Below are 26,319 nucleotides of genomic sequence, written 5' to 3' on the forward strand. Positions count from 1 at the left end.
GGATACCGCGTTATGCCTGTGCCGCAGTCTGACGTTTGCTTTTCTGCTTCATCAGTACGTTCACAATGAAGAAGACCAGTGTGCCCACCACCAGAATGCCAGCCGAAATATAGAAGCCCATCACCTTGGAACCGGTGTTGTCGGAAATCACCCCTGTCAGGAAGGGGGCAATCACCGAAGAGGACATGCCGAAGAAGTTAAAGACGCCAAAGCTGGTGCCGTAGCCTTTTTTCGGTGCGTTATCGGCAACGAACGAGATCATGATCGGGTCGACCGCCAGCTTGCCCAGCAGTCCGTACAGGATCAGGCTGATCAGCAGCGTGGTGGCGTCAGGTGAGATCACCGTACAGACCAGCATCACCGCCGCGCACAGCTCCAGGAAGATGATCAGCTGGACTTTTTTGTTGCGGAAACGATCCGACATGCGGCTGAAGAACAGCGCGCCCGGCACGGAAGCAAAAGCCACCAGCGCGGAGGAGAAGCCAATCGCCACACCTTCGAATCCGCGTTCCTGCTGCAGGAACGACGGCAGCCAGGTGACGATCATGTAGTAGCCGTAGCAGGTGGCGAAGTACATCACGTAGGCCGAGATCATGCGTATGCTGAACAGGCCGCTGGCTTCGTTCGTTTCTTGCGGCGCTGCGGCAGCGGTGGTGCTGGCAGGCTGACTGGCTAAATGGCTGCTGTAAGAGCCACTCTTAATCACCACGGCAAAGACGAGCGTCATAATTACCAGCAGGGCGGTGATCATAAATATCGTCAGCTGCCAGTCCATGCCCATGCTTTTCACCAGCAGGCTGGAGGCGATAAGCCCGATAGCCATCCCCAGCGCGGAGCCGCTGTTAATGATCGCCGTGGCCAGGCCGCGGCGTTCCAGCGGAATGTTTTCGGACGACAGTGAATAGGCCGATCCGTAGTAAGAGCCGCAGCCCATACCGGCCAGCAGGCTACCGACGTAAACCATGGTCAGGCTGGTGGCGTTACCGATCAGCAGCGTGGCGACGATAAACAGGCAGAAGCCCGGGATCAGCACCACTTTTTTACCAAACTTATCAACCAGAATCCCCGACGGGATCTGCATACCGGTATAGGCGAAGAAGTAGAAGCTGGCGATCAGCCCCATTTCCGCGTTGGAATGCGCGCCAATGGTGGCCTGAATTTCAGGGAAAATCGGCGTCAGGATGGTGCGGTAAATCCAGATCACCGCCCAGCCAAGGCAGAGGACAACAACGATCTTTTTCCAGTACAGCGGGTCAGATCCGTTACCGGATGCCACTTTGCTAGTGCTCACAGGCTGCCTCCCTCTTCGGTCCAGGCGAGTTGATAAAGCGTATGGGCGAGGACTTTCACCCCTTCAGCCAGGTCATCGAGATGGGTTTTTTCCGCCGGGTTATGGCTGATGCCGTCAATGCTCGGCACAAAGATCATCACCGTCGGCACGCGCGGCGAGAAAATCTGCGAATCATGGCCCGCGCCGCTGTGGATCAGGCGGTAGTTGACCTTGTTTTTCTCGCACAGATGGCTGACGCATTCGACCAGCTGTTTATCCATGGGGATCGGGGTTTCATCCATCCAGCGGTCGATCTCAATTTCAATGCCCATTTCAGCAGCGATGCGGCGCATATCCGCCTCAATCTCTTCCGTAAAGCGCACCAGCGTTCCCGCGTCGGTATGGCGGCAGTCCATCGTAAAGTGGGTAAAGCCGGGAACGACGTTAACGGTGTTCGGTTTGGGTTCGACCTTGCCGAAGGTCAGCACCAGCGGGTCGCCTTCCGCGAGGGCTTTGGTGATGGATTCGGTGCAGATGCGGCTGAAGGCATAGACCGTATCGCGGCGATAGCCCATCGGCGTGGTACCGGCGTGGTTGGATTCACCCTTCAGGCGGATATCATAGCGGCGCTGGCCGACGATGCTGGTGACGACACCGATGGTTTTGCCTTCGGTTTCCAGTACCTTGCCCTGTTCGATATGAATTTCAACGAAGGCGGCAATGTCTTTGCGCAGTGGCTGATCGTCCGCGCGGAAGTCAAAGCCCGCCTGATGCATCGCGTCAACAAAGTTCACGCCTTTGGCATCGCTGATATTTTCCACATCCTGACGGCGCGCCAGGCCGAAGATATTTTTGCTGCCCCAGAAGACGTAAGGGAAACGGCTGCCTTCCTCTTCGGCCATAGCAATCACTTCCAGCGAGCGCAGCGGCGGGCCGTAGGTGTTTCTCAGGTAGTTAGCGGCAAGGAAAGAGGCTTCAATACCGAACTGGCCGTCGAGATTGCCGCCGTTGACCACGGTGTCAATATGGGAGCCGGTCATAATGGTTTGCTCGGGGTATTTCGACCCGTGCAGGCGGGCAAACAGGTTCCCGGTTGCGTCATGTGAAGCGGCAAATCCGGCGGTTTCGAAGATGTTCTTCAGCGCTTTCTGCGCTTCCACCCACTCTTTGGTGTACAGCAGGCGCGTCATACCCCCGGTAGGATCGGCACCAATTTTGGATATTTTTCCGGAAATATCGGTTATTTCTTGTCGGAAATCTTTCATAGTTAACTTCCCGCTTGCAATCCCTGAGTAAAGTAAAGGGCGTTAAACGTACATTTAATCAGCAGCCCTGCTTTGCCCGGATTATTTATAAGACATTACGGCGATGGCGTTTATATCAACGATGCCAGCGCCGCAGTAATTTATTGCCAGAGACGTCAGCTGGCAAACGGATCTTTATGGTCGTACGATTTTTGATAAATATCGTCGGAGATCAGGTACTGATATATTTCATCTACGATGTCGATGCCGTCACGATCGCTTTCAATTTCGCGAAGATGGCTACCCTGGCCGGGATAAAGCACTTTTTCCACGCCCGGTGCCGGTTTCACTTCATTCAGCTCTTTCATGACCTGGCTGATATTTTTACGGAAGCTGCTTTCATTGGTGAAATAGCCCGGGTTCAGTACGATATGCAGCTGCCCCAGTTCGCGACCTGCGCTGAGATCGTGATACATCGAGCTGACGTGTTTGCCAAACGGCAGGCCGAGCAGCACGCCGGAAAGGATATCGACCATCATCATCAGGCCATAACCTTTCGGGCCGGCGATCGGCAGCAGGCCGCTCACGGCGAAAGGATCGGTGGTGTTTTTCCCTTCGGCATCGACGGCCCAGGTATCCGGGATCGGTGCGTTGCGGGAACGGGCGTCCAGCACTTTGCCCCACGCCTGCACGGTCGTGGCCATATCAAATGTAATGTTTTCGTCGCCTTCCGCCGGGGCAGAAAACGCAATCGGGTTGGTTCCGTAGTACACATCCGCGCCGCCGTAGGGCACGACCATCGGATCGGACTGGCAGACGGAAATCCCGATCATGCCGGCTTTCGACGCCTGCTGCACAAAGTAGGAGAGCGCGCCGCTGTGGCCGATGCGGCGAACGCCGACGACCGCCACACCGTTTTCCTTCGCCATTTCAATAGCGCGATCCATCGCCAGCTTCGATGCGACGTGCCCGGCACCGTTGTCACCGTCAAAAATCGCGCTGCAGGGACCGGTCTTTTCAAAGGTGAAGTGGGGATGATTGTTGGTGCCTCCCTTGCTGATGCGCTCAGAGTAATATTCAACTCTTACCGCTCCGTGAGAATGGATGCCGCGTGCATCAGCATGAACCAGAACATCCGCGACGATACCGGCATGTTCCTGGCTTAATCCTGCGGAATTAATTTTATTCCGAATAAGTTGATATAATTCTTGCTTAGAGACTTTCATAAATAGTCCTTTGGTTACTGCGGTTTAATTAATCCACCTCTGCGGCCTAATGTATAAAGCTGGAAGTTAAAAAATGTGATCCAGACGGGTATTATTCCATTGGTTCAAATTTTCTTTGAATATTCTCGTGATTATTAGAATATTTCTAATAAACGGGTCATTCCTTTTTCAGTGATTTTATTAATCAGACTGTTATTCGACGATTTTTTCTAACAATGGGTAAAGTGTGATAGCACTCACCTTTATCTGTCGTTTTTATTTGTAGTTTTCGGGCAGCAATAATGGCTCGAAAATAGACAGAGTATGAAAATATTTAGCCGCCGTTAATGATTGTGATGTTCACAAGATGTTTAAGGATATTACTATGGTCCATGCTTTTATCAAAAAAGGGAGTTTTCAGGACTCAGTCAGCCTGATGCTAATTTCCCGTAAACTCAGCGAGTCCCCACGCGTTGATGAAATATCGGTGATGATGGGGACACCCGCGAACAAATCCCTGCTGGAAGCCACCGGCTTCTGGCACCCCCAGTTTAATGACGCCACCCCGAACGATATCTGCGTGGCGATCAAAGCTGACTCCTCAGACGAATCGATCACCTCAGAGATTGTCGACGAACTGGATGCCGCCCTGAAGGCGATTGCCCAGGGCCAGCAGGGCGGTAAACGTCTGCTCAAGGCCCGCAGCTGGCGCACCGCACGGCAGAAGCTGCCCGATGCCAATCTGGTGCTGATTTCGATTGCCGGTGAATATGCCGGACAGCTGGCCGATCAGGCGCTGGACGACGGCTGCAACGTGATGATGTTTTCCGACAACGTCAGCGTGGAGCAGGAACGCGCACTGAAAACCAAAGCCAGCGAGAAAGGGCTGATTGTGATGGGCCCGGACTGCGGCACCGCCAGTATCGCCGGTGCGCCGCTGGCGTTTGCCAACGTGGCCCCCAAAGGCTGCATCGGCATTATTGGCGCATCGGGCACCGGTATTCAGGAGCTGACCTCGCAAATTACCCTCGCAGGGCAGGGCGTTTCTCACGCAATCGGCCTCGGCGGGCGCGATCTGACCGCTGACATCGGCGGCATCAGCGCCCTCAGCGCCCTGCGCATGCTGGCCGCCGATCCACAGAGCAAGGTGCTGGCATTCGTGTCTAAACCTCCTGCGGAAGCGGTGCGTACGCGGGTAATTGCCGAAATGAAAACCCTCGGCAAGCCGGTGGTGGCACTGTTCCTGGGCGCGAAAGCCGCGCAGAAGCAGGATGGCAATATCACCTTCGCCGCCACGCTGGATGAGGCCGCACGCCTTGCCGCCATGCTGGGGCACGTGCAGCAGATGGCCGAACAGCAGCCTGCGGTGTGCGGCGGAAAGATTTCCGGTCTGTACGCGGGTGGGACGCTGGCCGCAGAGTGCGCGATGCTGCTGGCCGACCGTCTCGGCGTTGAAGCCGACAGCAGCCACCATCACGGTTCCATGCTGAACGCCGACGGCCATCGCATCATCGATATGGGCGACGACTTCTATACCCAGGGCAAACCGCATCCGATGATTGACCCGTCGACCCGCAATCAGGAAATCGCCCGTCTGAGCCAGCAGACGCAGGTCAGCGTGCTGCTGCTGGATGTGGTGATCGGCTACGGTGCGCAGCAGGACCCGGCAGGGTCGATGGCGGCCGAGGTGAAGCGCCTGCGTGAAAAGCGCGGTTCGGCTCATCCGCTGGCGGTGATCGCCACCGTCACCGGCACAGAACAGGATCCCCAGCAGCGCTCAGCGCAGATCGCCATCCTCCACGAGGCCGGGATCGCGGTGATGAATTCGCTGCCGGAAGCGGTTGAGCTGGCGGGTTATTTGACCGCCCCGCAGCCTGTTCCGTCATCCGAGCCGGTTCCCGCGCTGTTGAACGGCGTATCGGTGATCAACGCAGGCCTGCGCAGCTTTGCGGAAGACCTGCAGACTAACGAAATTTCAGTGGTTCACTATCAGTGGGCTCCGGTTGCCGGCGGCAACCAACGTTTAGCTAACATACTGAAAAAATTAAAGTAAGGGATTGATATGTACGATTCTATTGAACAAGCCAACGCCGCGGTGATTGCCCGTATTCGTGAAGCCCGTCCACACTGGATTGACGTTGATTTAGCGAAAAAACTGGTCCCTGAACTGAATCAGGGCAGAACGCTGCTGCACGCGGGTCCGCCGGTGACCTGGCAGGAGATGAGCGGCCCGGTTCGCGGAGCCTGTATCGGAGCCTGCCTGTTTGAAGAGTGGGCCAGTGATGAACAGCAGGCGCTGGCGCTGCTGGAGAACGGCGAAATCAAATTTGTCCCGTGCCACAACGTCAGTGCCGTGGGCCCAATGGGCGGCATCACCTCCGCCCATATGCCGATGGTGGTGGTGAAAAACCACACCCACGGCAACTTTGCCTACTGCAACCTGAACGAAGGCATCGGCAAAGTGATGCGCTTCGGTGCCTACGGTCCGGACGTGCAGGAACGCCACCGCTGGATGCGCGACTCGCTGACCCCAATTCTGAAAGACGTGCTGGCGACCTTTGCTGACGGTATCGATCTGACCGCGTTGATGGCCCAGGCCATTACCATGGGTGACGAATTCCACCAGCGTAATATCGCCGCTTCCGCGCTGCTGATGCGCCAGCTGGCACCGAAAATCACCCTGCTGGATCGCGATAAGGCCGAGCTGGGCCGCGCGATGCACTTCCTCAGCATCACCGATCAGTTCTTCCTCAACCTGGCGATGGCCTACTGCAAGGCGGCGATGGATGCCGGTGCGGATATCAAAGAGGGCACGATCGTCACGGTGATGACCCGCAACGGCAAAAACTTCGGCGTTAAGATCAGCGGCATGGGCGATCGCTGGTTCACCGCGCCGGTGAATACCCCGGAAGGTCTGTTCTTCTCCGGTTACAGCCAGGCCGATGCAAACCCGGATATCGGCGACAGCGCAATCACCGAAACCTTCGGTATCGGCGGTGCGGCGATGGTTGCAGCACCTGGCGTGACCCGCTTTGTCGGTGCGGCAGGCGGCATGACGGCCGCCACCGAAATCTCCGAAGAGATGGCGGAAATCTTCCTTGAGCGCAACATGATGCTGCAAATCCCAACCTGGGATTTCCAGGGAGCCTGCCTGGGCCTGGACGCGCGCCGAGTCGTCGAAACCGGTATCACGCCGCTGATCAACACCGGCATTGCCCACCGTGAAGCGGGCGTTGGCCAGATCGGCGCGGGTACCGTACGTGCGCCGCTGGGCTGCTTTGAAAAAGCGATTGAAGCGCTGGCTGAAGAGCTGGGCATCACCGGTTAAGTCAGTACTAGCCGGTTAACCAGGGGGAGGAGATATGCAGAGTATTGCGCTGGCCGTCAGCCGTCATGCCACAGAGGACTTCGGTCCACTGCGCTGCATCGGCCATTTTCGCAACGCCATCAATCTCCTCACCCCCGGTCAACAGCTGCTGACGCTGCACCGGGAAGGGCGCGGACTCAGTCCGATGGGCTGGGAAATTGCCGATGAAGACTTTGACGATTTCTCCGATGAGCTGGTGGAGTCCCCGGCGTGTGAGCTGACGCCTGAAGGGGTCGTGCTGGCGGATATCTGTCTTTGCCCGCCGGAACATCGCACGGATCTGCATCTGTCGCGCACGGGGCAGATCGCTACGGCTCCGCTGGACGCGATGCTGGCCGCCACCACGGCGGAAACCGGGTTATTTGGTCGCCTGGATCGCCTCATCACTCCGCCTTTTAACGCGGAAGTCCTGCAGATGCAGCAGCAGTTCCGTGGGTGGCTGCAGGGCGAAAGCGTTGACTGGAGCAGCGTGCTGGGTAAAGGCCCGGGCCTGACGCCGGGCAACGATGACACGGTGCTGGGGATGCTGCTGTGCGCCTGGTTCGATCGGCGTATTGACGTTCCCCGGCTACCCGCATTCTTTGCCGCCAGCCGTCCGCTGGATGAGCTGACCACGCTTGTCAGCGTCAACTATTTACGGTTTGCCGCGCAGGGGATTTTCGCTTCGCCGCTGCAGCGGTTTGTGGCTGCGCTGTCCGGCGAGCATTCGCTGCCCGCTGCCGTTGACGAGCTGCTGGCAATCGGCCACTCCTCCGGCGTGGATACGCTGCTGGGCATCTGGTCCGGGGCCAGAGTTATCAACGGTCTTTATTAAACTTGCAGGAAAAATCGCTGCCGGACGCGCTCCGGCAGGGCTTCCTGTTCCCTGAATTCAGAGAAAACAGAGGTTGGAATGGAAACGTTAGTGATTGCTCTGGGGGGCAACGCCCTGTTACAGCGTGGCGAAGTGCTGTCCGCTGAGAACCAGTATCGCAGTATTTCCCTTATCGCCGATGCGGTTGGCAAGCTGGCGAAAAAGTACCGTATCGCCATTGTGCACGGCAACGGCCCACAGGTCGGGCTGCTCGCCCTGCAGAATCTCGCCTATCGCGACGTACCGCCTTATCCGCTGGATATTCTGGTAGCGGAAAGCCAGGGGATGATTGGATATATGCTGGCGCAGCAGCTGTCGGCGTATCATCCATCGCAGCCGGTTTCCACGCTGCTGACCCGCGTGCTGGTAGACAGCAATGACCCGGCCTATCAGCAGCCGAGCAAGTTTATCGGCCCGGTTTATCAGCCGTCGCAGCAGCAGGAGCTGGAGCAGAAATACGGCTGGAACATGAAGCTGGACGGCAGCTATCTGCGCCGCGTGGTTCCGTCGCCGGAACCGAAGAAAATTATTGATATCGAGGCGATTAACCTGCTGATGGCGAAAAATCATATCGTCATCTGCAACGGCGGTGGCGGCGTGCCGATGGTTGCTGAGGGCGACAGCCTGGTGGGCAGCGAGGCGGTGATCGATAAAGATCTGGCTTCGGCGCTGCTGGCGGAAGCGCTGGATGCCGATCATCTGGTGATCCTCACCGACGCGGATGCGGTCTATGAGCACTGGGGAACGCCGAAGCAGCGCGCGATCCGCTCCGCCACCACCGCCGAACTGGCACCGATGGCGGTTAACGACGGCGCGATGGGGCCAAAAATCACGGCGGTCAGCCGCTTTGTGCAGCGCAGCGGCAAAGTCGCGCACATCGGCGCACTGAAGGACATCGACGCCGTGCTGGCAGGAACGGCGGGGACGTTAGTGACCCCGTAATCGTGTTATCAGGAATCAGGATGGGCCTTTGCGCCCGTCATACCAGGGAGTCTGGCTATGCAAACAACAAAAAATGAACGGGTCCCGTACTGGATTAAAACCGTTATTATTTTCTTCCTCGGCTGGGTGGTGATTTACGCCGCACGTTCGGTGCTCAGCCCGGTGATGCCGCAGATCGAGACCGAATTCGGCCTGTCTAAAAGCCAGCTGGGCTTAATCAGCAGCCTGTTCTTTCTCGCCTACACCCTGCTGCAGGTGCCCGCCGGAATGCTCGGCGACCGGTTAGGTAGAAAGCGCATTCTGGTCAGCGGTTTTATGCTGTTTACGCTGTTTATGGCCGCCATCAGCATTTCACCGACCTTCCTGATTTTTATGCTGCTGTGGATGCTGACCGGGGCATCGCAGGGCGTGTACTACGGCCCGCAGTATGCGCTCTCTTCCGAAGCCATTCCGAAAAAGTGGATCACCCTCGGCAGCGCGGTGATCGGCAGCGGCATGTCGTTTGGTATCGCGCTGGGTTATTACCTCTCCAGTTTTATGATCGAGCATTACCATACGACGTGGAAGATGCCGTTCCTGGCGATGGCGCTGCCGGTACTGATCGTGGCGCTGCTGATGCTGGTGTTTATCCGTGAAAAAGCACCGGCACCGGAGGCTAATCCTGCTGCCGGAGCAGAAAAGAAAGGCGACTTCAGGTTTAGCGATCTGTTTAAAAACCGTAACCTGCTGATGGCCTACATCACCATCTTCTGCTCGATTTACGGCTTCTTCGTCATCATCACCTGGCTGCCTTACTACCTGCAAAAAGAGCGTGGGATGGATATTGTGCATGCCGCGGGCATTGCCTCGATCGTGCCGTGGATTTCGGTATTGGGGACGCTGATTTGCAGCTATATTTCCGACAGACTGGGCCGCCGGAAACCCGTTGTGCTGTGCATGCTGCCGTTCTCGCTGCTGGCGATTTTCGGCATCGTCTACTCCTCCAGCGAGGCGGCGCTGATCGGCGTGCTGGTGCTGTACGGTTTCATCGGCAAAATCAGCCTTAACCCGGTGCTGATTGCGCTGGTGGCGGATAACGCGCCGCGCGCCGCGCTGAGTACCGCCTTCGGCCTGTACAACTTCTTCGGTATGGCGGCATCGATCTTCGCCCCTTATGTCACCGGATTCATTGCCGACAGCACCGGATCGCTGAATGCGGGCTTCTATTTTGCTGCAATGATCACCGTGGTGGGATTTGTGGCGATGCTGTTCGTGAAGGAAGGGAAGCGGGTTTAGCCATTCTTAAAGAGGCTCATCGCAGGATGAGCCTCTGAATGCCGATCAATACAGCAGGGAATAAAGCTGACGGCGATATTTGCTGGCCAGCGCATCGCCGGTGCCCAGCGCCGCAAGGATTTCCTGCAGGATTTTACGCGCCTGACCGTCCGCCGCGCCGAGATCTTTCTTCAGGTGAACGAACAGCAGATCCAGCGCCTCTTCGTTACGGCCGACCTGATGCAGCTGGATCGCCAGTTGGGTTGCCAGTGAAGCGTCTTCCGGGTTCTCGGCGATCTGCTGCTGTAGCTGCTGGATCTCCGGGGTATCCGCCGCCTGTTTCAGCAGATCGATCTGCGCAATCAGCCCCTGGTAGCGGCTGTCCTGATCCTGCAACGGCACCACTTTCAGTACGGCTTCGGCTTCGTCACTGCGGTTCAGTTCAATCAGCACTTCAGCCAGCAGAAAACCGATCTCGCTACGCTGATTGCTCAGCTGCCAGGCATCCTTGAGCAGCGGCAGGGCATCCAGCATGTTGCCTTCGTCCATCAACTGCATTGCCTGCTGCGCCTTCAGCTCTTCTTCCTTCGGCAGCACTTTTTCCAGCAGCGCGCGGACGGCTTCTTCCGGCTGCGGCCCCTGGAAGCCGTCAACCGGCTGGCCGTTCTGGAACAGATACACGGTTGGGATAGAGCGCAGGCCAAACTGCTGCGCTACGGCAGGCTCTGCATCACAGTCCAGCGTTGCCAGAATAAACTGACCGGCATATTCCTGCGCCAGGCGTTCCAGCAGCGGCGTCAACTGCTGGCAGTGCTGGCTTCTCCCGGACCAGAAGTAAAACAGCACGGGAACCTGCATTGACTGTTCCAGCGTCTGGTGCAGGTTGGTTTCATTAATTTCAACAATCGCAGCGTGTGGTGCCATGAATTCGTCTCTTTTCACATGAGTTTCTTAGTGTATTGGGGCAGACCGGCGGGCTTCAAGGTCTACCGTCTAATTCTGCCGTAAAAACCAGTCCAGCATCCGGCCCGGCAGCAGCCGTCGCAGCACGGTCATCGCCCAGGTCACCAGCGTCACCGGATAGCGCAGGCGCGGGTACTGACTTTCCAGCGCGTGATGCAGCTTCGGTAAAATCGCCTCTGGTGGCAGGGTAAATCGGGCGGCGATGCCCGGGTTTTTCACCGGCTTATCCTGCTGTGCCTGGCTGACGTTATCGGTAAATCGGGTGCTGATTGGCCCCGGTTCAATCAGGCTGACCCGCACGCCGCTGCTGTGCAGCTCCATACGCAGCGCATCGGACCAGGCCTCCAGCGCATATTTACTGGCGGCGTAAGCACCACGGCCCGGCGTGGAGATTAGCCCCAGCACCGAGCTGGTGTTGACAATGCGGCCGCTACCGCTGGCAATCAGCGCGGGCAGCAGCAGTATCGTCAGCTGGTGGGTGCCGAACAGATTGGTGGAAAACTGACGTTCCAGCTGTTCGCGGGTCACGGACTGCAGCGGGCCGTACTGGCCAAAGCCGCCGTTGTTGAACAGTCCGAACAGTCTGCCCTCACACAGCGTGAGGATCTCCGCCGCTCCGCGCTCCACGCTTTCCGCATCATCCAGATCGAGCAGCACGCCGCTAAAGCCCAGTGCGTTCATCCGCTCCACATCCTGCGGCTTGCGGCAGGCGGCAATCACATGATAGCCGCGACGCAGCAAATCGCTGGCCGCCGCCAGGCCAATCCCACTGGAACTGCCGGTTATTACGATAGATTTTTGCATAACTTTACCTGTCGGGACGTTCGCAGTCGGGTTACTCATGGTTAACTAAAGGAGCCAATTGTTTCGCCATCAGGTCGGCGATAAACGACTGAGCGGCAGGGGCCGGATGAATCCCGTCATCCTGCATCCATTCCGGTTTCAGATACACCTGCTCCATAAAGAACGGCACCAGCGGAATGCTGTTGCGTTCCGCCAGCTGCGGATAGATCGCGGCAAACGATTCGGTATAGCGACGACCATAGTTGGCGGGCAGGCGAACCTGCATCAGCAGCGGCTGTGCCCCGGCGGCTTTAACCTGCTTAATGGCGCTGTCGAGATCCTGCTCAAGCTGCTTAGGCGGGAAGCCGCGCAGGCCGTCATTGCCACCCAGTTCAATCAGCACCCAGCGGGGCTGATGTGTTTTCAGTAAAGCGGGCAGACGCGCAACGCCCTGGGCCGCGGTATCACCGCTTATGCTACCGTTAACGATAGCGGGTGATTTTTGCCATTTATCATTGAGTAACGCAGGCCATGCGGCACTGGCGGACATGCGGTAACCGGCGCTGAGGCTGTCGCCCAGCACCAGCAGCGTATCCGCCGCCGTCGCGCGCAGCGTCATCAAAGCCAACAGCAACAGGAAAGGGTAATGCCAGCGGAAAACATTCTTGAAGTTCATCGTCTTAGTAAGTCCGTCGGTCAGGGTGAGCATCAGCTTTCCATCCTCACCGGAGTTGAGCTGGTTGTCAAACCGGCTGAAACTATCGCCCTGATCGGCGAGTCGGGTTCAGGGAAATCGACGCTGCTCGGCATTCTTGCCGGTCTGGATGATGGTAGCGAAGGGGAAGTGATGATGCTGGGTCAGCCGCTGCACAGCATGGATGAAGAACAGCGTGCAGAGCTTCGGGCAAAAAATGTCGGCTTCGTTTTCCAGTCGTTCATGCTGGTACCGACGCTGAACGCGGTGGAAAACGTACAGCTTCCGGCGCTGCTGCGCGGTGAGAATGACCGCCAGAGCCGGGAGCAGGCGGCACAGCTGCTGGGCCAGCTCGGACTGGGTCAGCGCCTCAGCCACCTGCCCGCCCAGCTTTCCGGCGGGGAGCAGCAGCGCGTGGCGCTGGCTCGCGCCTTTAACGGCCGCCCGGCGCTGCTGTTTGCCGATGAGCCGACCGGAAACCTGGACCGTAAAACCGGCGACCGCATTGCCGATCTGCTGTTTTCCATGAACCGTGACCTCGGCACCACGCTGGTGCTGGTGACACACGATGAACAGCTGGCGGCGCGTTGCGATCGTCGCCTGCGGCTGCGCGACGGCAAGCTGTGGGAGGAGTCATGATCTGGCGCTGGTTCTGGCGCGAGTGGAAATCGCCCTCGCTGCTGATTGTCTGGCTGGCGCTGACGCTGGCGGTGGCCTGCGTGCTGGCGCTGGGTTCGCTCAGCGACCGTATGGAAAAAGGGTTAACCCAGCAAAGCCGTGATTTTATGGCGGGTGACCGCACATTGCGCAGCTCGCGCGAGGTGCCTGCTGAATGGCTGGAGCAGGCGCGCAGCGACGGGCTGCAGGTAGGGCGCCAACTGACCTTTATGACCATGACCTTCGCCGGCGATACGCCGCAGCTGGCGTCGGTGAAAGCGGTCGATGACGCTTATCCAATGTTCGGCCAGCTGTCAACCGAACCGGCCGGGTTAAAACCAGCGGCGGGCACCGTGCTGGCCGCGCCCCGGCTGCTGGCGCTGCTCGAGCGTAAAAGCGGCGACAATCTTGACGTCGGCGATGCCACGCTGCGCATCGCTGGGGAGGTCACTCAGGAACCGGATGCCGGATTCAATCCGTTCCAGACCGCGCCGCGCCTGTTGATGAACCTGGCCGACGTGGAGAAAACCGGCGCTGTGCAGCCGGGCAGTCGCCTGACCTGGAATTATAAGTTTGCCGGCAATCCGCAGCAGCTGGCGCGCTTTGACGGCTGGATCGCCTCGCGGCTGACGCCGGACCAGCGCTGGATCAGCGTGGAAAACTCGGATGATGCGCTGGGTAAATCCATGCAGCGCGCCCAGCAGTTCCTGCTGCTGTCGGCGCTGCTGACGCTGATGCTGGCGATTGCCGCCGTGGCGGTGGCGATGAGCCACTACTGCCGCAGCCGCTACGATCTGGTTGCCGTGCTGAAAACCCTGGGGGCGAATCGTAAGGCGTTACGCAAGCTGATTGTCGGACAGTGGCTGGCGGTACTGTTTTTGGCGGCGGTGTGCGGTGGGGCGATCGGCATGGGGTTTGAGGCGCTGCTGCTGCGCATGCTGCGCCCGGTGCTGCCCGGTGAACTGCCTGCCGCCAGCGGCTGGCCGTGGCTGTGGGCGGTGGGCTCGCTGTTTGTGATTTCGCTGCTGGTTGGCCTGCGGCCGTATCGCCTGCTGCTGGCAACCCAGCCGCTGCGCGTGCTGCGTCGCGACGCGGTAGCGAATATCTGGCCGTTGAAAATCTATCTGCCGCTTATGGCGCTGGTGGTGGTGGGGCTGCTGGCCCTGCTGGTGGGCGGCAGCACGCTGCTGTGGGCGCTGGTGGCGGGCATTGTGCTGCTGTCGCTGCTGCTGGGCGCTGTGGGCTGGGGCGGACTGCTGTTGCTCAGGCGCCTGACGCTGCGTAATTTGGCGTTTCGCCTGGCGGTAAACCGCCTGCTGCGGCAGCCGTGGACCACCCTGAGCCAGCTGGCCGCATTTTCGCTGTCGTTTATGCTGCTGGCGCTGCTGCTGGTGATGCGTGGCGATCTGCTGGATCGCTGGCAGCAGCAGCTGCCGCCGGGTAGTCCGAACTATTTCCTGCTGAATCTGACCGCGCAGCAGGTGCCGCAGGTGAAAACCTTCCTTGAACAGCATCAGGTGAAGCCGGAAACGTTCTATCCGGTGGCCCGCGTGCGGCTGACCGGGATCAATCAGCAGGCGGTCGATCCGAAGCTGGACGAGTCGCTGAACCGCGAGCTGAATCTGACGTGGCAAAGCGATCTTCCCGATCACAATCCGCTGACCGCAGGCAGCTGGCCGCCGAAGGCCGGGGAAACCTCGATGGAGGAGGAACTGGCGGGAAGGCTGGGGGTGAAGCTGGGGGATACGCTGACCTTTACCGGCGATACCCAGGACTTTACGGCGAAAATTACCAGCCTGCGGAAGGTGGACTGGGAAAGCCTGAAGCCGAACTTTTTCTTCATCTTCCCGCCGGGGGCGCTGGATGCGCAGCCGCAGACCTGGCTGACCAGCTTCCGGCTGGACAATAACAACGCGCTGCTGGTGCAGCTCAACCGCGAGTTTCCTACGCTGAGCCTGCTGGATATCGGCAGTATTCTGCGGCAGATCGGGCAGGTACTGGCGCAGGTAAGCCAGGCGCTGGAAATTATGGTGGTGCTGGTAACCGCCTGCGGCGTACTGCTGCTGCTGGCGCAAATCCAGGTCGGCATGCGCCAGCGGCGGCAGGAACTGGTGGTGTATCGTACATTGGGCGCGGGCAAAAAGCTGCTGCGCGGCACGCTGTGGTGCGAGTTCGCGCTGCTTGGCGTAGTGTCCGGCGCGGCGGCTGCAATCGGTGCGGAAGCGGCCCTGTGGGGACTACAGCGAAAAGTGTTCGACTTCCCGTGGCAGCCGGATTTCGTGCTGTGGCTGGTGCTGCCGCTGACCGGTGCGCTGCTGCTTTCCCTGTGTGGCGGCTGGCTGGGCGTGCGGTTGCTGAAGGGCAGGGCGCTGTTCCGGGGATATGAGGCGGGGTGAGATCGTCGCGTCGGTCACTGCCGGGCCGGTATTTACGCCGACCGGTGGGTGCCCTGGCCTGGCGGGTCCTCGCGCCGCGTTGCGGTCCCTTCACTTCGTTCGTCAGCCTGTCGGACCAGCGCAAACCTGACCGACACCGATACGCCCGACGGCGATCTTCCCGCGACACAAACCCGACACCGATTAGCAGGATTCAGGGGTAACAGCCATAAAAAAACGGACCTGAAAAGGTCCGTTTTTCTTAACCAGCAAACCTCAGCAAAAAAGCAATCAGCTCAGCTTCTCAACCGCCCAGGCAATCCCGCTGGCGTACTCTTCCGGCAGCATCGGTACCAGCGCTTTCAGCGCGTCGCTTAATGCTGCGGTGCTGACGTCGGAAAGATTCAGGTGGCCGACCTTACGGCCCGGACGCACTTCTTTATCGTACCAGTGCAGATGCACCAGCGGCTGCTGCAGCCAGTCCAGATTCACGTCGGTACCGATCAGATTCACCATCACCGCCGGGCTGGTGACGACCGGCTTCGGCAGCGGCAGATCGAGGATCGCCCGCAGGTGCAGTTCGAACTGACTGATCGATGCGCCGTTCTGCGTCCAGTGGCCGCTGTTGTGCACGCGCGGGGCCAGCTCGTTGATCAGCAGACCTTCCGGCACCACGAAGCACTCCATCGCCATCACGCCGACGTAGTTCAGCTCGTTCATGATGGCTGACAGCATCTGCTCGGCCTGCTGCTGATGGGCAGCATTGACCACCGGCAACATGACGCTGGTGCGCAGAATACCGTCCTGATGCAGGTTATGGGTCAGCGGAAAGAACACCGTGCTGCCATCGTGACCGCGCGCGCCGACCAGCGACACTTCGCCGGAGAAGTTAATGCCGCGCTCAACGATGCATTCACCGTAGCACTCTTCCGGCAGCGAGCCGGTTTCGGTCGCGCGCAGGCGCCACTGGCCGCGCCCGTCGTAGCCACCGGTACGGCGCTTCACGATCGCCAGTTCGCCGAGGGTGGTAAATACCTGTGGCCACTGGTCGGCGGCGGAAAGCAGCTGCCAAGGCGCGGTAGCCAGGCCTAGCCGGTCAAGCAGCTGTTTTTGCGTCAGGCGGTCAGCCAGCTGGGGGAAAATATCGCGGTTAACGAAGGCGTTATGGCCTGCCAGTTCGCGAGTCAGCGCGGTTTCCGGCCAGCGTTCGATTTCAGCGGTAATCACACTGGCGGCAATCGGTAGCGCTTCCGGTTCCGCATCCAGCCCGACCGGATAAACGGCGATACCCAGCGGTTCTCCCGCCTGGCGCAGCATGCGCCCCAGCTGGCCGTTGCCTAATACGCAAACCGGTTTCATGCATCACCCCGTGGATCCGGGTTGTTCAGCACTTCATCGGTCTGGGACTGACGCCATGCCGCCAGGCGCGTTGCCAGTTCGGCATCGTGCAGGGCAACAATCTGTGCCGCCAGCAGGGCCGCGTTTGCCGCTCCGGCTTTACCAATCGCCAGCGTACCCACCGGAATACCGCGCGGCATCTGCACGATGGAGTAAAGGCTGTCGACGCCGCTCAGCGCCGCGCTCTGCACCGGTACGCCCAACACCGGAACCAGCGTTTTGGCCGCCAGCATACCCGGCAGGTGGGCCGCGCCGCCTGCGCCTGCAATAATCACCTGATAGCCGTTATCCGCAGCCTGTTCGGCAAAGCTGAACAGCTTGTCCGGGGTACGGTGGGCAGAAACTACTTCACAGTGGAAGGGAACGTCCAGGCTGGTGAGGATTTCCGCTGCAAACTGCATGGTTGCCCAGTCACTTTTGGAACCCATAACAATAGCAATGCGGGCCGGTGCGGCGTTAGATGACATGCGGGGCTGACTCCTGTGATTTTAAAACGTCACCGTAGTAACCCTGGGGCTACCCGATGGGAAGGGCTGAGAGAATAGCATGAGTCAGCGGCAAGGAAAACGGTTGCGTAGCGGATTATAGGGCCATCTCAGGGCAATATTTTGATTCAGAACGGGAAGGAAATCAGCGTCGTCTCGTCTGCACTGACTTTAATCATCGATCCCTGCTCGTGCCAGGCGCCCAGAACGATTCGTTCAGCCGCAGAGCCATCAACGGTCAGCTGATGTACCGCCGGGCGATGGGTGTGCCCGTGGATCAAAATCGGCGCATGATGGCGATGCATGGCCGCCACAACCGCCTGCTGATTCACATCCATAATTGCCATATCTTTGCTGTTGTTCGCCTGTTTGCTTCCGGCGCGCATTTTCACCGCAATACGCTGGCGAATAGACAGCGGCAGGGTGAGGAACAGCCTTTGCAGCCAGGGCTGGCGAACCTTGGCGCGGAAACGCAGATAGCCCACGTCGTCGGTACAAAGCGTGTCGCCGTGCATAATCAGCACACGCTTACCGTAAAGATCCAGCAGCTGCTCTTCCGGCAGCAGGGTCATGCCTGCGGCGCGGGCAAAGCGTTTGCCGACCAGGAAATCGCGGTTGCCGTGAATAAAGAAGCAGGGGATGTTGAGCTGGCGCAGGGCCTGAGCGACTTCCGCATGCAGCGGATTCGGATCGTCGTCGCCAATCCAGGCTTCAAACAGGTCGCCGAGAATATAGAGGGCGTCAGCATGCTGCGCTTCCCGGCGTAAAAAATGAAGAAAACCGGCAGTAATTGCCGGTTCCTCAACGCACAGATGGATATCTGCGATAAACAGCGTGTGCGACATTATTACTCGCTGACGGTAACTTTCTGGATGATCACGTCGTCTTTTGGCACGTCCTGGTGCATGCCGCTGCGGCCGGTAGAAACGGCTTTGATTTTCTCAACCACGTCCATACCTTCAACCACTTCAGCGAACACGCAGTAACCCCAGCCCTGCAAGCTTTCGTCACGGAAGTTCAGGAAGTCATTGTCGGCAACGTTAATGAAGAACTGAGCGGTAGCAGAGTGAGGAGCCTGAGTACGCGCCATCGCCAGGGTGCCTTTGGTGTTCTTCAGGCCGTTGTTCGCTTCGTTGCGGATCTCGTCTTTGGTGTTTTTCTGCTTCATGCCAGGTTCGAAACCGCCGCCCTGAACCATAAAGCCGTTAATTACACGGTGAAAAATGGTGTTGTCGTAGAAACCTTCACGGCAGTACTCCAGGAAGTTTTTTACGGTTGCCGGCGCTTTGTCATCAAAAGTTTTGATTACGATATCGCCGTGGTTAGTCTGGAAAGTGACCATATTTTCATCCTGTCAGGGTTAGAGTATTAAGAATGCGCGTCGGGAGGATGGACAAATGTCCGCTCCAGGCGACAGACGGCTCTTATATCACAAAATGTGATGGCGAGTCAGCCCTGCTGCATAACAACATCCCTGCTATAGCGATACCTGGCGTAGCGCTGGCATGAAAAATGCGTCAGAATACGGGATTATCATTTTTATTATTAACCCCGCACACGCCTAAAACGGAATGTCTCAATGCTAAAGATTTTCAATACCCTGAGTCGTCAAAAAGAGGAATTTAAACCTATTCATGCCGGTCAAGTTGGCATGTACGTGTGCGGCATTACCGTTTATGACCTCTGTCACATTGGACACGGCAGGACCTTTGTGGCGTTTGACGTGGTGTCTCGCTATCTGCGTTACCTTGGCTATTCACTGAAGTACGTGCGTAATATCACCGATATTGATGACAAGATTATCAAGCGCGCCAACGAAAACGGCGAAACGATTGGTGAACTGACCGACCGCATGATTGCCGAAATGCACACCGATTTTGCCGCGCTGAACATTCTGCCGCCGGACCTGGAGCCGCGTGCGACACGCCATATTGATGAAATCATCGAGCTGGTGAGCACGCTGGTCGCCCGCGAGCATGCCTATGTCGCCAGCAACGGCGACGTGATGTTCTCCGTAGACAGCGATCCGACCTACGGCTCTCTGTCACGCCAGGATCTGGAGCAGCTGCAGGCCGGTGCGCGCGTGGAAGTGGCGGATGTGAAACGCAATCCGATGGACTTCGTGCTGTGGAAAATGTCCAAGTCCGACGAGCCGGGTTGGGCATCGCCATGGGGTAACGGTCGTCCGGGCTGGCACATTGAGTGCTCGGCGATGAACTGCAAGCAGCTGGGTCACCACTTCGACATTCACGGCGGCGGCTCGGATCTGATGTTCCCGCACCATGAAAACGAAATTGCCCAGTCCACCTGCGCCCATGATGGCCCGTACGTGAACTACTGGATGCACTCCGGCATGGTGATGATTGATCGCGAGAAGATGTCTAAATCGCTGAACAACTTCTTTACCGTACGCGACGTGCTGGCGCATTACGATGCGGAAACCGTGCGTTACTTCCTGATGTCCGGCCACTATCGTAGCCAGCTAAACTACGGCGAAGATAACCTGAACCAGGCGCGCGCGGCGCTGGAGCGCCTGTACATCGCAGTGCGTAATACCGATGCATCGGCCACGCCTGCCGGTGGTGAAGCCTTTGAAGCCCGCTTCCGTGAAGCGATGGATGACGACTTCAACACGCCGGAAGCCTACTCTGCGCTGTTCGACCTGGCGCGTGAAGTTAACCGCCTGAAGTCAGAAGATAAAGCCGCAGCCGATGGACTGGCTGCCCGCCTGCGTCATCTGGCCGGCGTGCTTGGCCTGCTGGAGCAGGATCCTGAGCTGTTCCTGCAAAGCGGAGCACAGAGCAACGATGATGAAGTCGCCGAAATCGAAGCGCTGATCAAAATGCGCATCGACGCGCGTAATGAGAAGAACTGGGCGCAGGCCGACGTGGCCCGCGACAGGCTGAACGAGATGGGCATTGTCCTTGAAGATGGCCCTGCCGGGACCAGCTGGCGTCGTAAGTAACGCCTCACTCCGGGCCAGCAATCGCTGGCCCGTTTCATTCAGGGATGCGTGACTATGATCCGTCAGTTTGCCCTCACTAACTATCGCTCCATCCGTCATCTTGAGTTTGAACTCGGTCAGTTGAATGTCATCAGCGGACCCAACGGCTGCGGCAAATCCAACCTGTATAAAGCGGTGCGTCTGCTGCATGAAGCGGCATGCGAACGCCTGTCGCTGGGGCTGGCACAGGACGGTGGCATTCAGAAGGCGATGTGGGCGGGCGGAAAGCGGCCCGGCGAACGCAACAGCGAGCTGAAGCGTATGGTGCTGGCGGTTGAAATGAGCGACTTCGACTATCAGTTGGAAATTGGCTTTCCCGAGCCGCTGATCAGCCTGTTTAACCTCGACCCGCTGGTGAAAAAAGAACAGCTGTGGCTGAGCGGCCACCGACGCCGCCGATCGGCGCAGCTGCTGGAGCGCAATAATCAGACTGCGTTTCTGCAAAATATTGACGGTGAAAGAGTGGCTTACCCGGCCTCGCTGCACGCGGAAGAATCGGTGTTTGCTCAGCTGGCGGAGCCGCATCTTTATCCAGAGGTGTCGCAGGTGCGTGAGAGTCTGCGCGGCTGGCGTTTCTACCACGAATTTGCCGTGTGGCCCGGTAGCGCGCTGCGTGCGCCGCAGGTGGGCATTCGCTCACCGGTGCTGGCCCATGACGGCAGCAACCTGGCTGCCGCCTTTGAAACGATTCGCGAACGCGGGCACAGCGAGCTGCTGTTCTCGACCCTTGAGCGGGCGTTTCCCGACTGTCGCTTTGAAGTAGACGCGCAGGGCGGGCGTTTTCAGCTGCTGATGCATCGCCAGGGTATTCTGCGGCCGCTGGAATCCGCCGAACTGTCCGATGGCACGCTGCGCTTTCTCTGCCTGGTGGTGGCGCTGCTCAGTCCGCGTCCGCCCGCATTTATGGCATTAAACGAACCGGAGAACAGTCTGCATCCCGATCTGTTGCCCGCGCTCGCCGAGCTGATCGCCGAAGCCAGCCGCTACAGCCAGCTGTGGGTAACCAGCCATTCTCCGCTGCTGGCTCAGCTGATTGCTGAACACGCCGAGGTGCGACACTACCAGCTGGGCCAGGTAGATGGCGCAACGGTGATAAGCGATGGCGCCGTCTGAGCTGCATCGTTCCGGTTACCTGGCTTTAGCTGCCCGGCTGGCGCTGTAGATTGCCAGCAGCGGTGCCAGTGCAAGCACGCCAAACAGTACGCGCGAGGCGCTGATTGCCCCCTCGGTACCACCCGGCACGTTCAGCCCGCCCATATTCGCCAGCATGCCGGAAAGCGCTGCGCCCAGCGCGGTAGCGAATAGCTGAACGGTAGAAATTGAGGTGGCGGCGGCGTCCTGATCTTCTGCCGGGGTCACCTCCAGCACTCGGGTCAGCAGATGCGGCCAGCCGATGCCAATACCGAATCCCACCAGCAGCAGCGCCAGCGAGATCGCCACCAGCAGCGTGATGCCCTCGGTGCTCTGTACCGGCGTTGCTAGCGACAGCATGACCATTCCAGCCAGCACCAGCACCGGGCCGATAACAATCGCCAGCGTAATACGCTTGCCCTGCCAGCCGGAGCTCCACACCTCGGCCAGCGTCCAGCCTGCCGCCATCAGGGCCGCCAGATAGCCTGACATCAGCGGAGACTGTCCGTGCAGGTGCTGGAGGAAGTAGGGGACAAAGGTTTCACTGGTCATACCGATGACCAGCAGGCCAATGGTCAGATACAGCATCAGCAGCGGTGAATGAAGGCGCAGCGCATTGCGCGGCAGAAGGCCAGCGTCGCCTTTCAGTTCACGACGTACCAGTATCGCCACCAGAAAGATCGCGACGCCAACCCCGAGCAGGTTATAGCTCAGCTCCACTTTGGTGCTGCCGAGGCTGATGGCCAGCACTGCCGCCGTCAACAGCAGCAGTTGGATACCCGGCAGCGGTGCGGCAGGCCCGCGATCCTGAGCGTCGGCGGGCAGCGCACGCCAGATAAGCCAGGCGTACAGCAGCGATATCGGCACCAGGAAGCCAAACGCCATTCTCCAGGCGTTGATATCGGCAAAGATACCGCCAATTGCCGGGCCAACCAGCGTGGCAACGCCCCACATGCCCGACACCAGGGCAAAGGCGCGCGGCCAAAGCGATTTCTCAAACACTTCGTAGATCATCGCGTAGCCCAGCGCGAACAGGAAACCGCCGCCCAGCCCCTGCACGGTTCGGCCCAGCAGCATCACCAGCATCGAGGGAGCCAGGGCGCACAGCAGGCTGCCTGCAAGGAACAGCGCGATGGCAATCATATAGGCCCCGCGCGCCCCGGTGCGGTTCAGGGTACGGCTGGTCAGTGCTGAACCGAGGATTGAGGCAACCACAAATAGCGTGGTGTTCCACGCATACAGATTCAGCCCGCCGATCTCCTGAACGACCGACGGCAGCACTGTGGTGGCGATATAGATATTGATGGCGTGCAGCGCAACGCCGCCGGAAAGTGCAGCCGAGCGTGCGGCATTCTGACCGGAGAGAAGATCTCCCCAGTTCCTTTCATGCGATGACATAGTGACTCCGTGAGGCATAATGGTTATTCGCTCAGATGTTGTCGGCCGCACAGCTCTGAGGTAAATTAATAAAACAAGAAAACACTTGGAATATTAGTGGGGGTATAAAAATCTTGTCAACGGAACCTTCACATGAAGAGCACTTATCGACATCACAGCGGCTGCTTCATCTGCTGAAAACCCGTGGTCCACAGCAGGCTGCTGAAGCGGGTAAGGTGTTAGGAATGACCGCAGAGGCCGCGCGCCAGCAGTTCAACAAGCTGGCGGCGGAGGGACTGGTTGCCGCTTTCTCGGAGTCACGAGGCGTGGGCCGACCTTCGCAGTTCTGGCAGCTGACGGCGAAAGGGCAGAAGCAGTTCCCGGATACCCACCCCGAGCTGACCGTTCAGCTGCTGGAAATCGTCAGAGAATCCTTCGGTGAGCAGGGGATCGATCTGCTGATTGAAAAACGTGAAAAGAAAACCCGCGAGTTTTACCGGCATGAACTGGCTGCGCTTGGCGGTTTAACCGAACGTGTCGCGAGGCTGGCGGAGATCCGCTCTGCGGAAGGATATATGGCGGAGTATGAGGCGCTGGATGACGGCAGCCTGCTGCTGATTGAAAATCATTGCCCCATTTGCGCGGCGGCAACGGTCTGTCAGGGTTTTTGTCGGGCGGAACAGGCCATTTTTAGTGAAGTGCTGCAAGCCGACGTGGTACGGGTTGAACATATTCTTAGCCAGGCGCGTCGCTGCGCTTACCGGGTACAGTCCTGGCTCGAATAACGGTTGGAGGCAACCGACCTGCGGGAAGCAGGCCGGTTAAAGGGGATTATTTCGCCCCTGTAAAATCAATCACCATGCGGCCAACGATGGTGCCGCTTTCCATTTCGTGGAAGATGGTGTTGATATCCTCCAGAGGACGGCGGGTGACTTTCGGTAATACTTTACCTTCGGCGGCAAACTGGAAGGCTTCGGCGAGATCTTCACGCGTACCGACCAGCGAACCGACGACCTGAATACCGTCCAGCACCAGCCGCGGGATGTTCAGGCTCATCGACTCCGGCGGCAGGCCAACGGCCACAATACGCCCACCGGCACGCATGGCATCCACCGCTGAGTTAAAGGCCGCTTTGGCAACGGCGGTGACCACCGCGGCATGAGCGCCGCCAACACGTTCCTGGATCAGCTTCGCTGCGTCTTCAGTGCGCGAGTTGATCACCATATCCGCGCCCATATCCTTCGCGAACTGCAGCTGCGAATCGTTGACGTCAACGGCAATCACCTTGGCGTTAAAGACGTTCTTCGCGTACTGCAGCGCCAGATTGCCCAGCCCGCCAAGGCCGTAGATCACCAGCCATTTACCCGGCGCGATGCCGGAGACCTTCACCGCTTTATAGGTGGTGACCCCGGCGCAGGTTACGCTGCTGGCTGCCGCGGAGTCCAGGCCGTCCGGCACTTTCACCGCATAGTCAGCCACCACGATGCACTCTTCTGCCATGCCGCCGTCGGTGGTGTAGCCCGCGTTGATCACTTCACGGCACAGGGTTTCATTACCGCTGTTGCAGTATTCACAGTGACCGCAGCCCTTAAAGAACCAGGCCACGCTGGCGCGGTCGCCCGGTTTCAGCGACGTAACGCCCGGGCCAATTTCTTTGACGACGCCAACGCCTTCGTGACCAAGAATAATCCCGGTTTTATCACCGAAATCACCGTTTTTAACGTGCAGGTCGGTGTGGCACACGCCACAACAATCCATTTTTAATAGCGCTTCACCGTGCTTGAGTGGGCGGAGGGTCTTTTCGACAACGTTCACTTTATGATCGTGTGTGATTACAGCAGCTTTCATGCTTTACCTCTTCCGTTTTTAACAGGGGATAAGGAAGGGTAACGCCTGCTGTCGGCAATTTATTGATATAAATCAACTATCAACGGGGTAATCATTTGTGGGTAGGAGAATGGAGAAATGTTGAACGGGTTGCCGTAAAAATGCACTACGGATCTGTGCTCCGGCATGAAAAAAGCCGCTATCCTGGGGAATAGCGGCTTAACAGGGTCAACGGGAGAATGTTCGCCCGTTTAGTCACTCTACTGAGCGTCAGGCGGTAACGGTAACCTGGTTGCCATCGAATTCGACGGTCTGACCGGCAACAATTTTGCAGCGCTTGCGGGTTTCCACCGCGCCGTTGACGGTCACGTAACCGTCGGCAATCAGGGATTTAGCCATTGCGCCGCTTTCAACCCAGCCTTCCAGTTTCAACAGATCGCAGAGATCCACATGTGGGTGATCGCCAAGGGAAAAGGTTGCCATTATTCTACTGCTCCATCATCGCTGCCTTCACAGGCCTGCAGGGTATTCTGAATCAGGGTGGCCACGGTCATCGGACCGACACCGCCCGGAACCGGGGTGATGTAGGAAGCGCGCTCGGACGCGGCTTCAAATTCCACGTCGCCGACCACTTTGCCGCTTTCCAGGCGATTGATGCCGACATCGATCACAATCGCGCCTGGCTTAATCCACTCACCGGGAATAAAACCGGGTTTGCCAACCGCAACCACCAGCAGGTCGGCGTGCTCCACGTGGTGACGCAGATTTTTGGTGAAGCGGTGGGTCACGGTGGTGGTGCAACCGGCCAGCAGCAGCTCCATACTCATCGGGCGACCGACGATATTCGAGGCTCCGACCACCACGGCATTCAGGCCGAAGGTGTCGATATTGTAACGTTCCAGCAGCGTCACGATGCCGCGCGGCGTGCACGGGCGCAGCTTCGGCGCACGCTGGCACAGGCGACCAACGTTATAAGGGTGGAAACCGTCCACATCCTTCGCCGGAGAGATATGCTCCAGCACCTTCACGTTATCAATGCCGGCCGGCAGCGGCAGCTGCACCAGAATACCGTCAATCGCCGGATCGTTGTTCAGCTCGGTAATCAGGTCCAGCAGTTCGGCTTCGCCGGTCGTTGCGGGCAGATCGTAAGAGCGAGACAGGAAGCCCACCTCTTCACAGGCACGACGTTTGCTGCCGACATAGATTTGCGACGCCGGGTTCTCACCCACCAGAACTACGGCCAGGCCAGGCGCACGTTTACCGGCCGCCAGACGCTGCTGTACTTTTTCCGCAACCTCTTGTCGCACCTGCTGCGCAATCGTTTTACCGTCAATAATTTTTGCTACCATCAGAGAGGGGATCCATCTGTGTTGAGTTAAATCGGGGATTGGCTCTATTTTGTCAGAAGCGGGCGCTGCTGTCAGGCGGAGATTGGCAGGATATCGTTCATTACTTCGTCATCGGGTAGTGAAAGGCGGTAAAATCGTTGA

At 58.5% G+C, this 26,319-nt stretch carries 24 protein-coding genes; 10 read left to right on the forward strand and 14 right to left on the reverse strand.

Annotation, left to right across the window (positions count from 1 at the left end):
- Positions 1-10: 10 nt before the first annotated feature.
- The 3 genes from EC836_RS18480 to allD all read right to left on the reverse strand — a co-directional run bounded on the left by EC836_RS18480 (position 11) and on the right by allD (position 3,740).
- Positions 11-1,291 (reverse strand): MFS transporter, encoded by a 1,281-nt coding sequence (locus tag EC836_RS18480; RefSeq protein WP_233599361.1) that lies wholly within the window; start codon positions 1,289-1,291, stop codon positions 11-13.
- Positions 1,288-2,535, reverse strand: a complete 1,248-nt coding sequence (gene allC / locus EC836_RS18485; RefSeq protein WP_123335811.1) for an allantoate deiminase — start codon at positions 2,533-2,535, stop codon at positions 1,288-1,290. The genes EC836_RS18480 and allC overlap by 4 nt, the downstream gene beginning before the upstream one ends.
- 155 nt (positions 2,536-2,690) lie before the next feature.
- Positions 2,691-3,740, reverse strand: a complete 1,050-nt coding sequence (gene allD / locus EC836_RS18490) for an ureidoglycolate dehydrogenase (protein WP_123335813.1) — start codon at positions 3,738-3,740, stop codon at positions 2,691-2,693.
- A gap of 364 nt (positions 3,741-4,104) precedes the next feature.
- On the opposite strand from allD, the gene EC836_RS18495 reads away from it, so the two are divergent.
- The 5 genes from EC836_RS18495 (at position 4,105) to EC836_RS18515 (ending at position 10,156) form a co-directional block, all read left to right on the forward strand.
- Positions 4,105-5,772, forward strand: coding sequence for an acyl-CoA synthetase FdrA (locus EC836_RS18495; protein WP_123335815.1), 1,668 nt, complete (start codon positions 4,105-4,107; stop codon positions 5,770-5,772).
- Positions 5,773-5,781: 9 nt separating this feature from the next.
- A complete protein-coding gene (locus EC836_RS18500; RefSeq protein ID WP_123335817.1) occupies positions 5,782-7,047 on the forward strand; it encodes a DUF1116 domain-containing protein in 1,266 nt (421 codons plus the stop codon).
- 34 nt (positions 7,048-7,081) lie between these two features.
- A complete protein-coding gene (locus EC836_RS18505; RefSeq protein WP_123335819.1) occupies positions 7,082-7,900 on the forward strand; it encodes a DUF2877 domain-containing protein in 819 nt (272 codons plus the stop codon).
- A gap of 78 nt (positions 7,901-7,978) precedes the next feature.
- Complete coding sequence (locus tag EC836_RS18510; RefSeq protein ID WP_123335821.1) at positions 7,979-8,881, forward strand: carbamate kinase; 903 nt, start codon at positions 7,979-7,981, stop codon at positions 8,879-8,881.
- Between the two features lie 57 nt (positions 8,882-8,938).
- Positions 8,939-10,156, forward strand: coding sequence for an MFS transporter (locus EC836_RS18515; RefSeq protein WP_123335823.1), 1,218 nt, complete (start codon positions 8,939-8,941; stop codon positions 10,154-10,156).
- A gap of 45 nt (positions 10,157-10,201) precedes the next feature.
- Here the strand turns inward: EC836_RS18515 and EC836_RS18520 are convergent, their stop codons facing one another.
- The 3 genes from EC836_RS18520 to tesA all read right to left on the reverse strand — a co-directional run bounded on the left by EC836_RS18520 (position 10,202) and on the right by tesA (position 12,557).
- Positions 10,202-11,059, reverse strand: coding sequence for a co-chaperone YbbN (locus tag EC836_RS18520; RefSeq protein WP_123335825.1), 858 nt, complete (start codon positions 11,057-11,059; stop codon positions 10,202-10,204).
- A gap of 69 nt (positions 11,060-11,128) precedes the next feature.
- Positions 11,129-11,902, reverse strand: coding sequence for an SDR family oxidoreductase (locus EC836_RS18525; protein ID WP_123335827.1), 774 nt, complete (start codon positions 11,900-11,902; stop codon positions 11,129-11,131).
- Positions 11,903-11,933: 31 nt separating this feature from the next.
- Complete coding sequence (gene tesA, locus EC836_RS18530; RefSeq protein ID WP_123335829.1) at positions 11,934-12,557, reverse strand: multifunctional acyl-CoA thioesterase I/protease I/lysophospholipase L1; 624 nt, start codon at positions 12,555-12,557, stop codon at positions 11,934-11,936.
- On the opposite strand from tesA, the gene ybbA reads away from it, so the two are divergent.
- The gene (gene ybbA, locus EC836_RS18535) at positions 12,528-13,214 is read left to right on the forward strand and encodes a putative ABC transporter ATP-binding protein YbbA (protein WP_123335831.1); all 687 of its coding nucleotides are present in this window, start codon (positions 12,528-12,530) and stop codon (positions 13,212-13,214) included. The two genes, tesA and ybbA, sit on opposite strands and share 30 nt — an antisense overlap.
- Positions 13,211-15,628 (forward strand): putative ABC transporter permease subunit YbbP, encoded by a 2,418-nt coding sequence (gene ybbP, locus EC836_RS18540; RefSeq protein ID WP_123335833.1) that lies wholly within the window; start codon positions 13,211-13,213, stop codon positions 15,626-15,628. Before ybbA ends, ybbP begins: the two co-directional genes overlap by 4 nt.
- 270 nt (positions 15,629-15,898) lie before the next feature.
- Here the strand turns inward: ybbP and purK are convergent, their stop codons facing one another.
- From purK to ppiB, 4 genes are all read right to left on the reverse strand, one after another.
- Positions 15,899-16,966, reverse strand: a complete 1,068-nt coding sequence (gene purK / locus EC836_RS18545; protein WP_123335835.1) for a 5-(carboxyamino)imidazole ribonucleotide synthase — start codon at positions 16,964-16,966, stop codon at positions 15,899-15,901.
- Complete coding sequence (gene purE, locus EC836_RS18550) at positions 16,963-17,472, reverse strand: 5-(carboxyamino)imidazole ribonucleotide mutase (protein WP_123335838.1); 510 nt, start codon at positions 17,470-17,472, stop codon at positions 16,963-16,965. The genes purK and purE overlap by 4 nt, the downstream gene beginning before the upstream one ends.
- A 146-nt stretch (positions 17,473-17,618) precedes the next feature.
- On the reverse strand, positions 17,619-18,335 hold the full coding sequence (gene lpxH, locus EC836_RS18555) for a UDP-2,3-diacylglucosamine diphosphatase (RefSeq protein WP_123335840.1): 717 nt from the start codon (positions 18,333-18,335) through the stop codon (positions 17,619-17,621).
- Between the two features lie 2 nt (positions 18,336-18,337).
- Positions 18,338-18,832, reverse strand: a complete 495-nt coding sequence (gene ppiB, locus EC836_RS18560; protein ID WP_123335842.1) for a peptidylprolyl isomerase B — start codon at positions 18,830-18,832, stop codon at positions 18,338-18,340.
- A 237-nt stretch (positions 18,833-19,069) separates the two neighbouring features.
- On the opposite strand from ppiB, the gene cysS reads away from it, so the two are divergent.
- Both cysS and EC836_RS18570 read left to right on the forward strand, forming a co-directional pair.
- Complete coding sequence (gene cysS / locus EC836_RS18565; RefSeq protein ID WP_123335844.1) at positions 19,070-20,455, forward strand: cysteine--tRNA ligase; 1,386 nt, start codon at positions 19,070-19,072, stop codon at positions 20,453-20,455.
- A 54-nt stretch (positions 20,456-20,509) separates the two neighbouring features.
- The gene (locus EC836_RS18570; RefSeq protein ID WP_123335845.1) at positions 20,510-21,607 is read left to right on the forward strand and encodes an AAA family ATPase; all 1,098 of its coding nucleotides are present in this window, start codon (positions 20,510-20,512) and stop codon (positions 21,605-21,607) included.
- A 15-nt stretch (positions 21,608-21,622) separates the two neighbouring features.
- Here EC836_RS18570 and EC836_RS18575 read toward each other — a convergent pair whose 3' ends face one another.
- Positions 21,623-23,023, reverse strand: a complete 1,401-nt coding sequence (locus EC836_RS18575) for an MFS transporter (RefSeq protein ID WP_123335847.1) — start codon at positions 23,021-23,023, stop codon at positions 21,623-21,625.
- Between the two features lie 113 nt (positions 23,024-23,136).
- Here EC836_RS18575 and EC836_RS18580 point away from each other — a divergent pair, with 113 nt between their 5' ends.
- On the forward strand, positions 23,137-23,787 hold the full coding sequence (locus tag EC836_RS18580; protein ID WP_233599362.1) for a metalloregulator ArsR/SmtB family transcription factor: 651 nt from the start codon (positions 23,137-23,139) through the stop codon (positions 23,785-23,787).
- Positions 23,788-23,833: 46 nt separating this feature from the next.
- Here EC836_RS18580 and adhP read toward each other — a convergent pair whose 3' ends face one another.
- The 3 genes from adhP to folD all read right to left on the reverse strand — a co-directional run bounded on the left by adhP (position 23,834) and on the right by folD (position 26,178).
- A complete protein-coding gene (gene adhP / locus EC836_RS18585) occupies positions 23,834-24,850 on the reverse strand; it encodes an alcohol dehydrogenase AdhP (protein WP_123335851.1) in 1,017 nt (338 codons plus the stop codon).
- Positions 24,851-25,099: 249 nt separating this feature from the next.
- A complete protein-coding gene (ybcJ, locus tag EC836_RS18590; protein ID WP_105590893.1) occupies positions 25,100-25,312 on the reverse strand; it encodes a ribosome-associated protein YbcJ in 213 nt (70 codons plus the stop codon).
- Positions 25,312-26,178 carry a bifunctional methylenetetrahydrofolate dehydrogenase/methenyltetrahydrofolate cyclohydrolase FolD gene (gene folD / locus EC836_RS18595; RefSeq protein ID WP_123335853.1) on the reverse strand — a complete coding sequence of 289 codons (867 nt, stop codon included), beginning with the start codon at positions 26,176-26,178 and terminating at the stop codon, positions 25,312-25,314. The genes ybcJ and folD overlap by 1 nt, the downstream gene beginning before the upstream one ends.
- Between the last annotated feature and the right edge of the window lie 141 nt (positions 26,179-26,319).

Source organism: Erwinia sp. JUb26 (genome assembly GCF_003751505.1).
GTDB lineage: Bacteria > Pseudomonadota > Gammaproteobacteria > Enterobacterales > Enterobacteriaceae > Erwinia.

Coding starts and splice junctions, on each gene's coding strand:
- ybcJ (WP_105590893.1), bottom strand. CDS start 25,312: ATGGCAACCTTTTCCCTTGGCGATCACCCACATGTGGATCTCTGCGAT.
- EC836_RS18520 (WP_123335825.1), bottom strand. CDS start 11,059: ATGGCACCACACGCTGCGATTGTTGAAATTAATGAAACCAACCTGCAC.
- cysS (WP_123335844.1), top strand. CDS start 19,070: ATGCTAAAGATTTTCAATACCCTGAGTCGTCAAAAAGAGGAATTTAAA.
- EC836_RS18495 (WP_123335815.1), top strand. CDS start 4,105: ATGGTCCATGCTTTTATCAAAAAAGGGAGTTTTCAGGACTCAGTCAGC.
- ybbA (WP_123335831.1), top strand. CDS start 12,528: ATGCCAGCGGAAAACATTCTTGAAGTTCATCGTCTTAGTAAGTCCGTC.
- ppiB (WP_123335842.1), bottom strand. CDS start 18,832: ATGGTCACTTTCCAGACTAACCACGGCGATATCGTAATCAAAACTTTT.
- EC836_RS18500 (WP_123335817.1), top strand. CDS start 5,782: ATGTACGATTCTATTGAACAAGCCAACGCCGCGGTGATTGCCCGTATT.
- EC836_RS18515 (WP_123335823.1), top strand. CDS start 8,939: ATGCAAACAACAAAAAATGAACGGGTCCCGTACTGGATTAAAACCGTT.
- folD (WP_123335853.1), bottom strand. CDS start 26,178: ATGGTAGCAAAAATTATTGACGGTAAAACGATTGCGCAGCAGGTGCGA.
- lpxH (WP_123335840.1), bottom strand. CDS start 18,335: ATGTCGCACACGCTGTTTATCGCAGATATCCATCTGTGCGTTGAGGAA.
- allD (WP_123335813.1), bottom strand. CDS start 3,740: ATGAAAGTCTCTAAGCAAGAATTATATCAACTTATTCGGAATAAAATT.
- tesA (WP_123335829.1), bottom strand. CDS start 12,557: ATGAACTTCAAGAATGTTTTCCGCTGGCATTACCCTTTCCTGTTGCTG.
- EC836_RS18570 (WP_123335845.1), top strand. CDS start 20,510: ATGATCCGTCAGTTTGCCCTCACTAACTATCGCTCCATCCGTCATCTT.
- EC836_RS18525 (WP_123335827.1), bottom strand. CDS start 11,902: ATGCAAAAATCTATCGTAATAACCGGCAGTTCCAGTGGGATTGGCCTG.
- adhP (WP_123335851.1), bottom strand. CDS start 24,850: ATGAAAGCTGCTGTAATCACACACGATCATAAAGTGAACGTTGTCGAA.
- allC (WP_123335811.1), bottom strand. CDS start 2,535: ATGAAAGATTTCCGACAAGAAATAACCGATATTTCCGGAAAAATATCC.
- purE (WP_123335838.1), bottom strand. CDS start 17,472: ATGTCATCTAACGCCGCACCGGCCCGCATTGCTATTGTTATGGGTTCC.
- EC836_RS18575 (WP_123335847.1), bottom strand. CDS start 23,023: ATGTCATCGCATGAAAGGAACTGGGGAGATCTTCTCTCCGGTCAGAAT.
- EC836_RS18510 (WP_123335821.1), top strand. CDS start 7,979: ATGGAAACGTTAGTGATTGCTCTGGGGGGCAACGCCCTGTTACAGCGT.
- ybbP (WP_123335833.1), top strand. CDS start 13,211: ATGATCTGGCGCTGGTTCTGGCGCGAGTGGAAATCGCCCTCGCTGCTG.
- purK (WP_123335835.1), bottom strand. CDS start 16,966: ATGAAACCGGTTTGCGTATTAGGCAACGGCCAGCTGGGGCGCATGCTG.
- EC836_RS18505 (WP_123335819.1), top strand. CDS start 7,082: ATGCAGAGTATTGCGCTGGCCGTCAGCCGTCATGCCACAGAGGACTTC.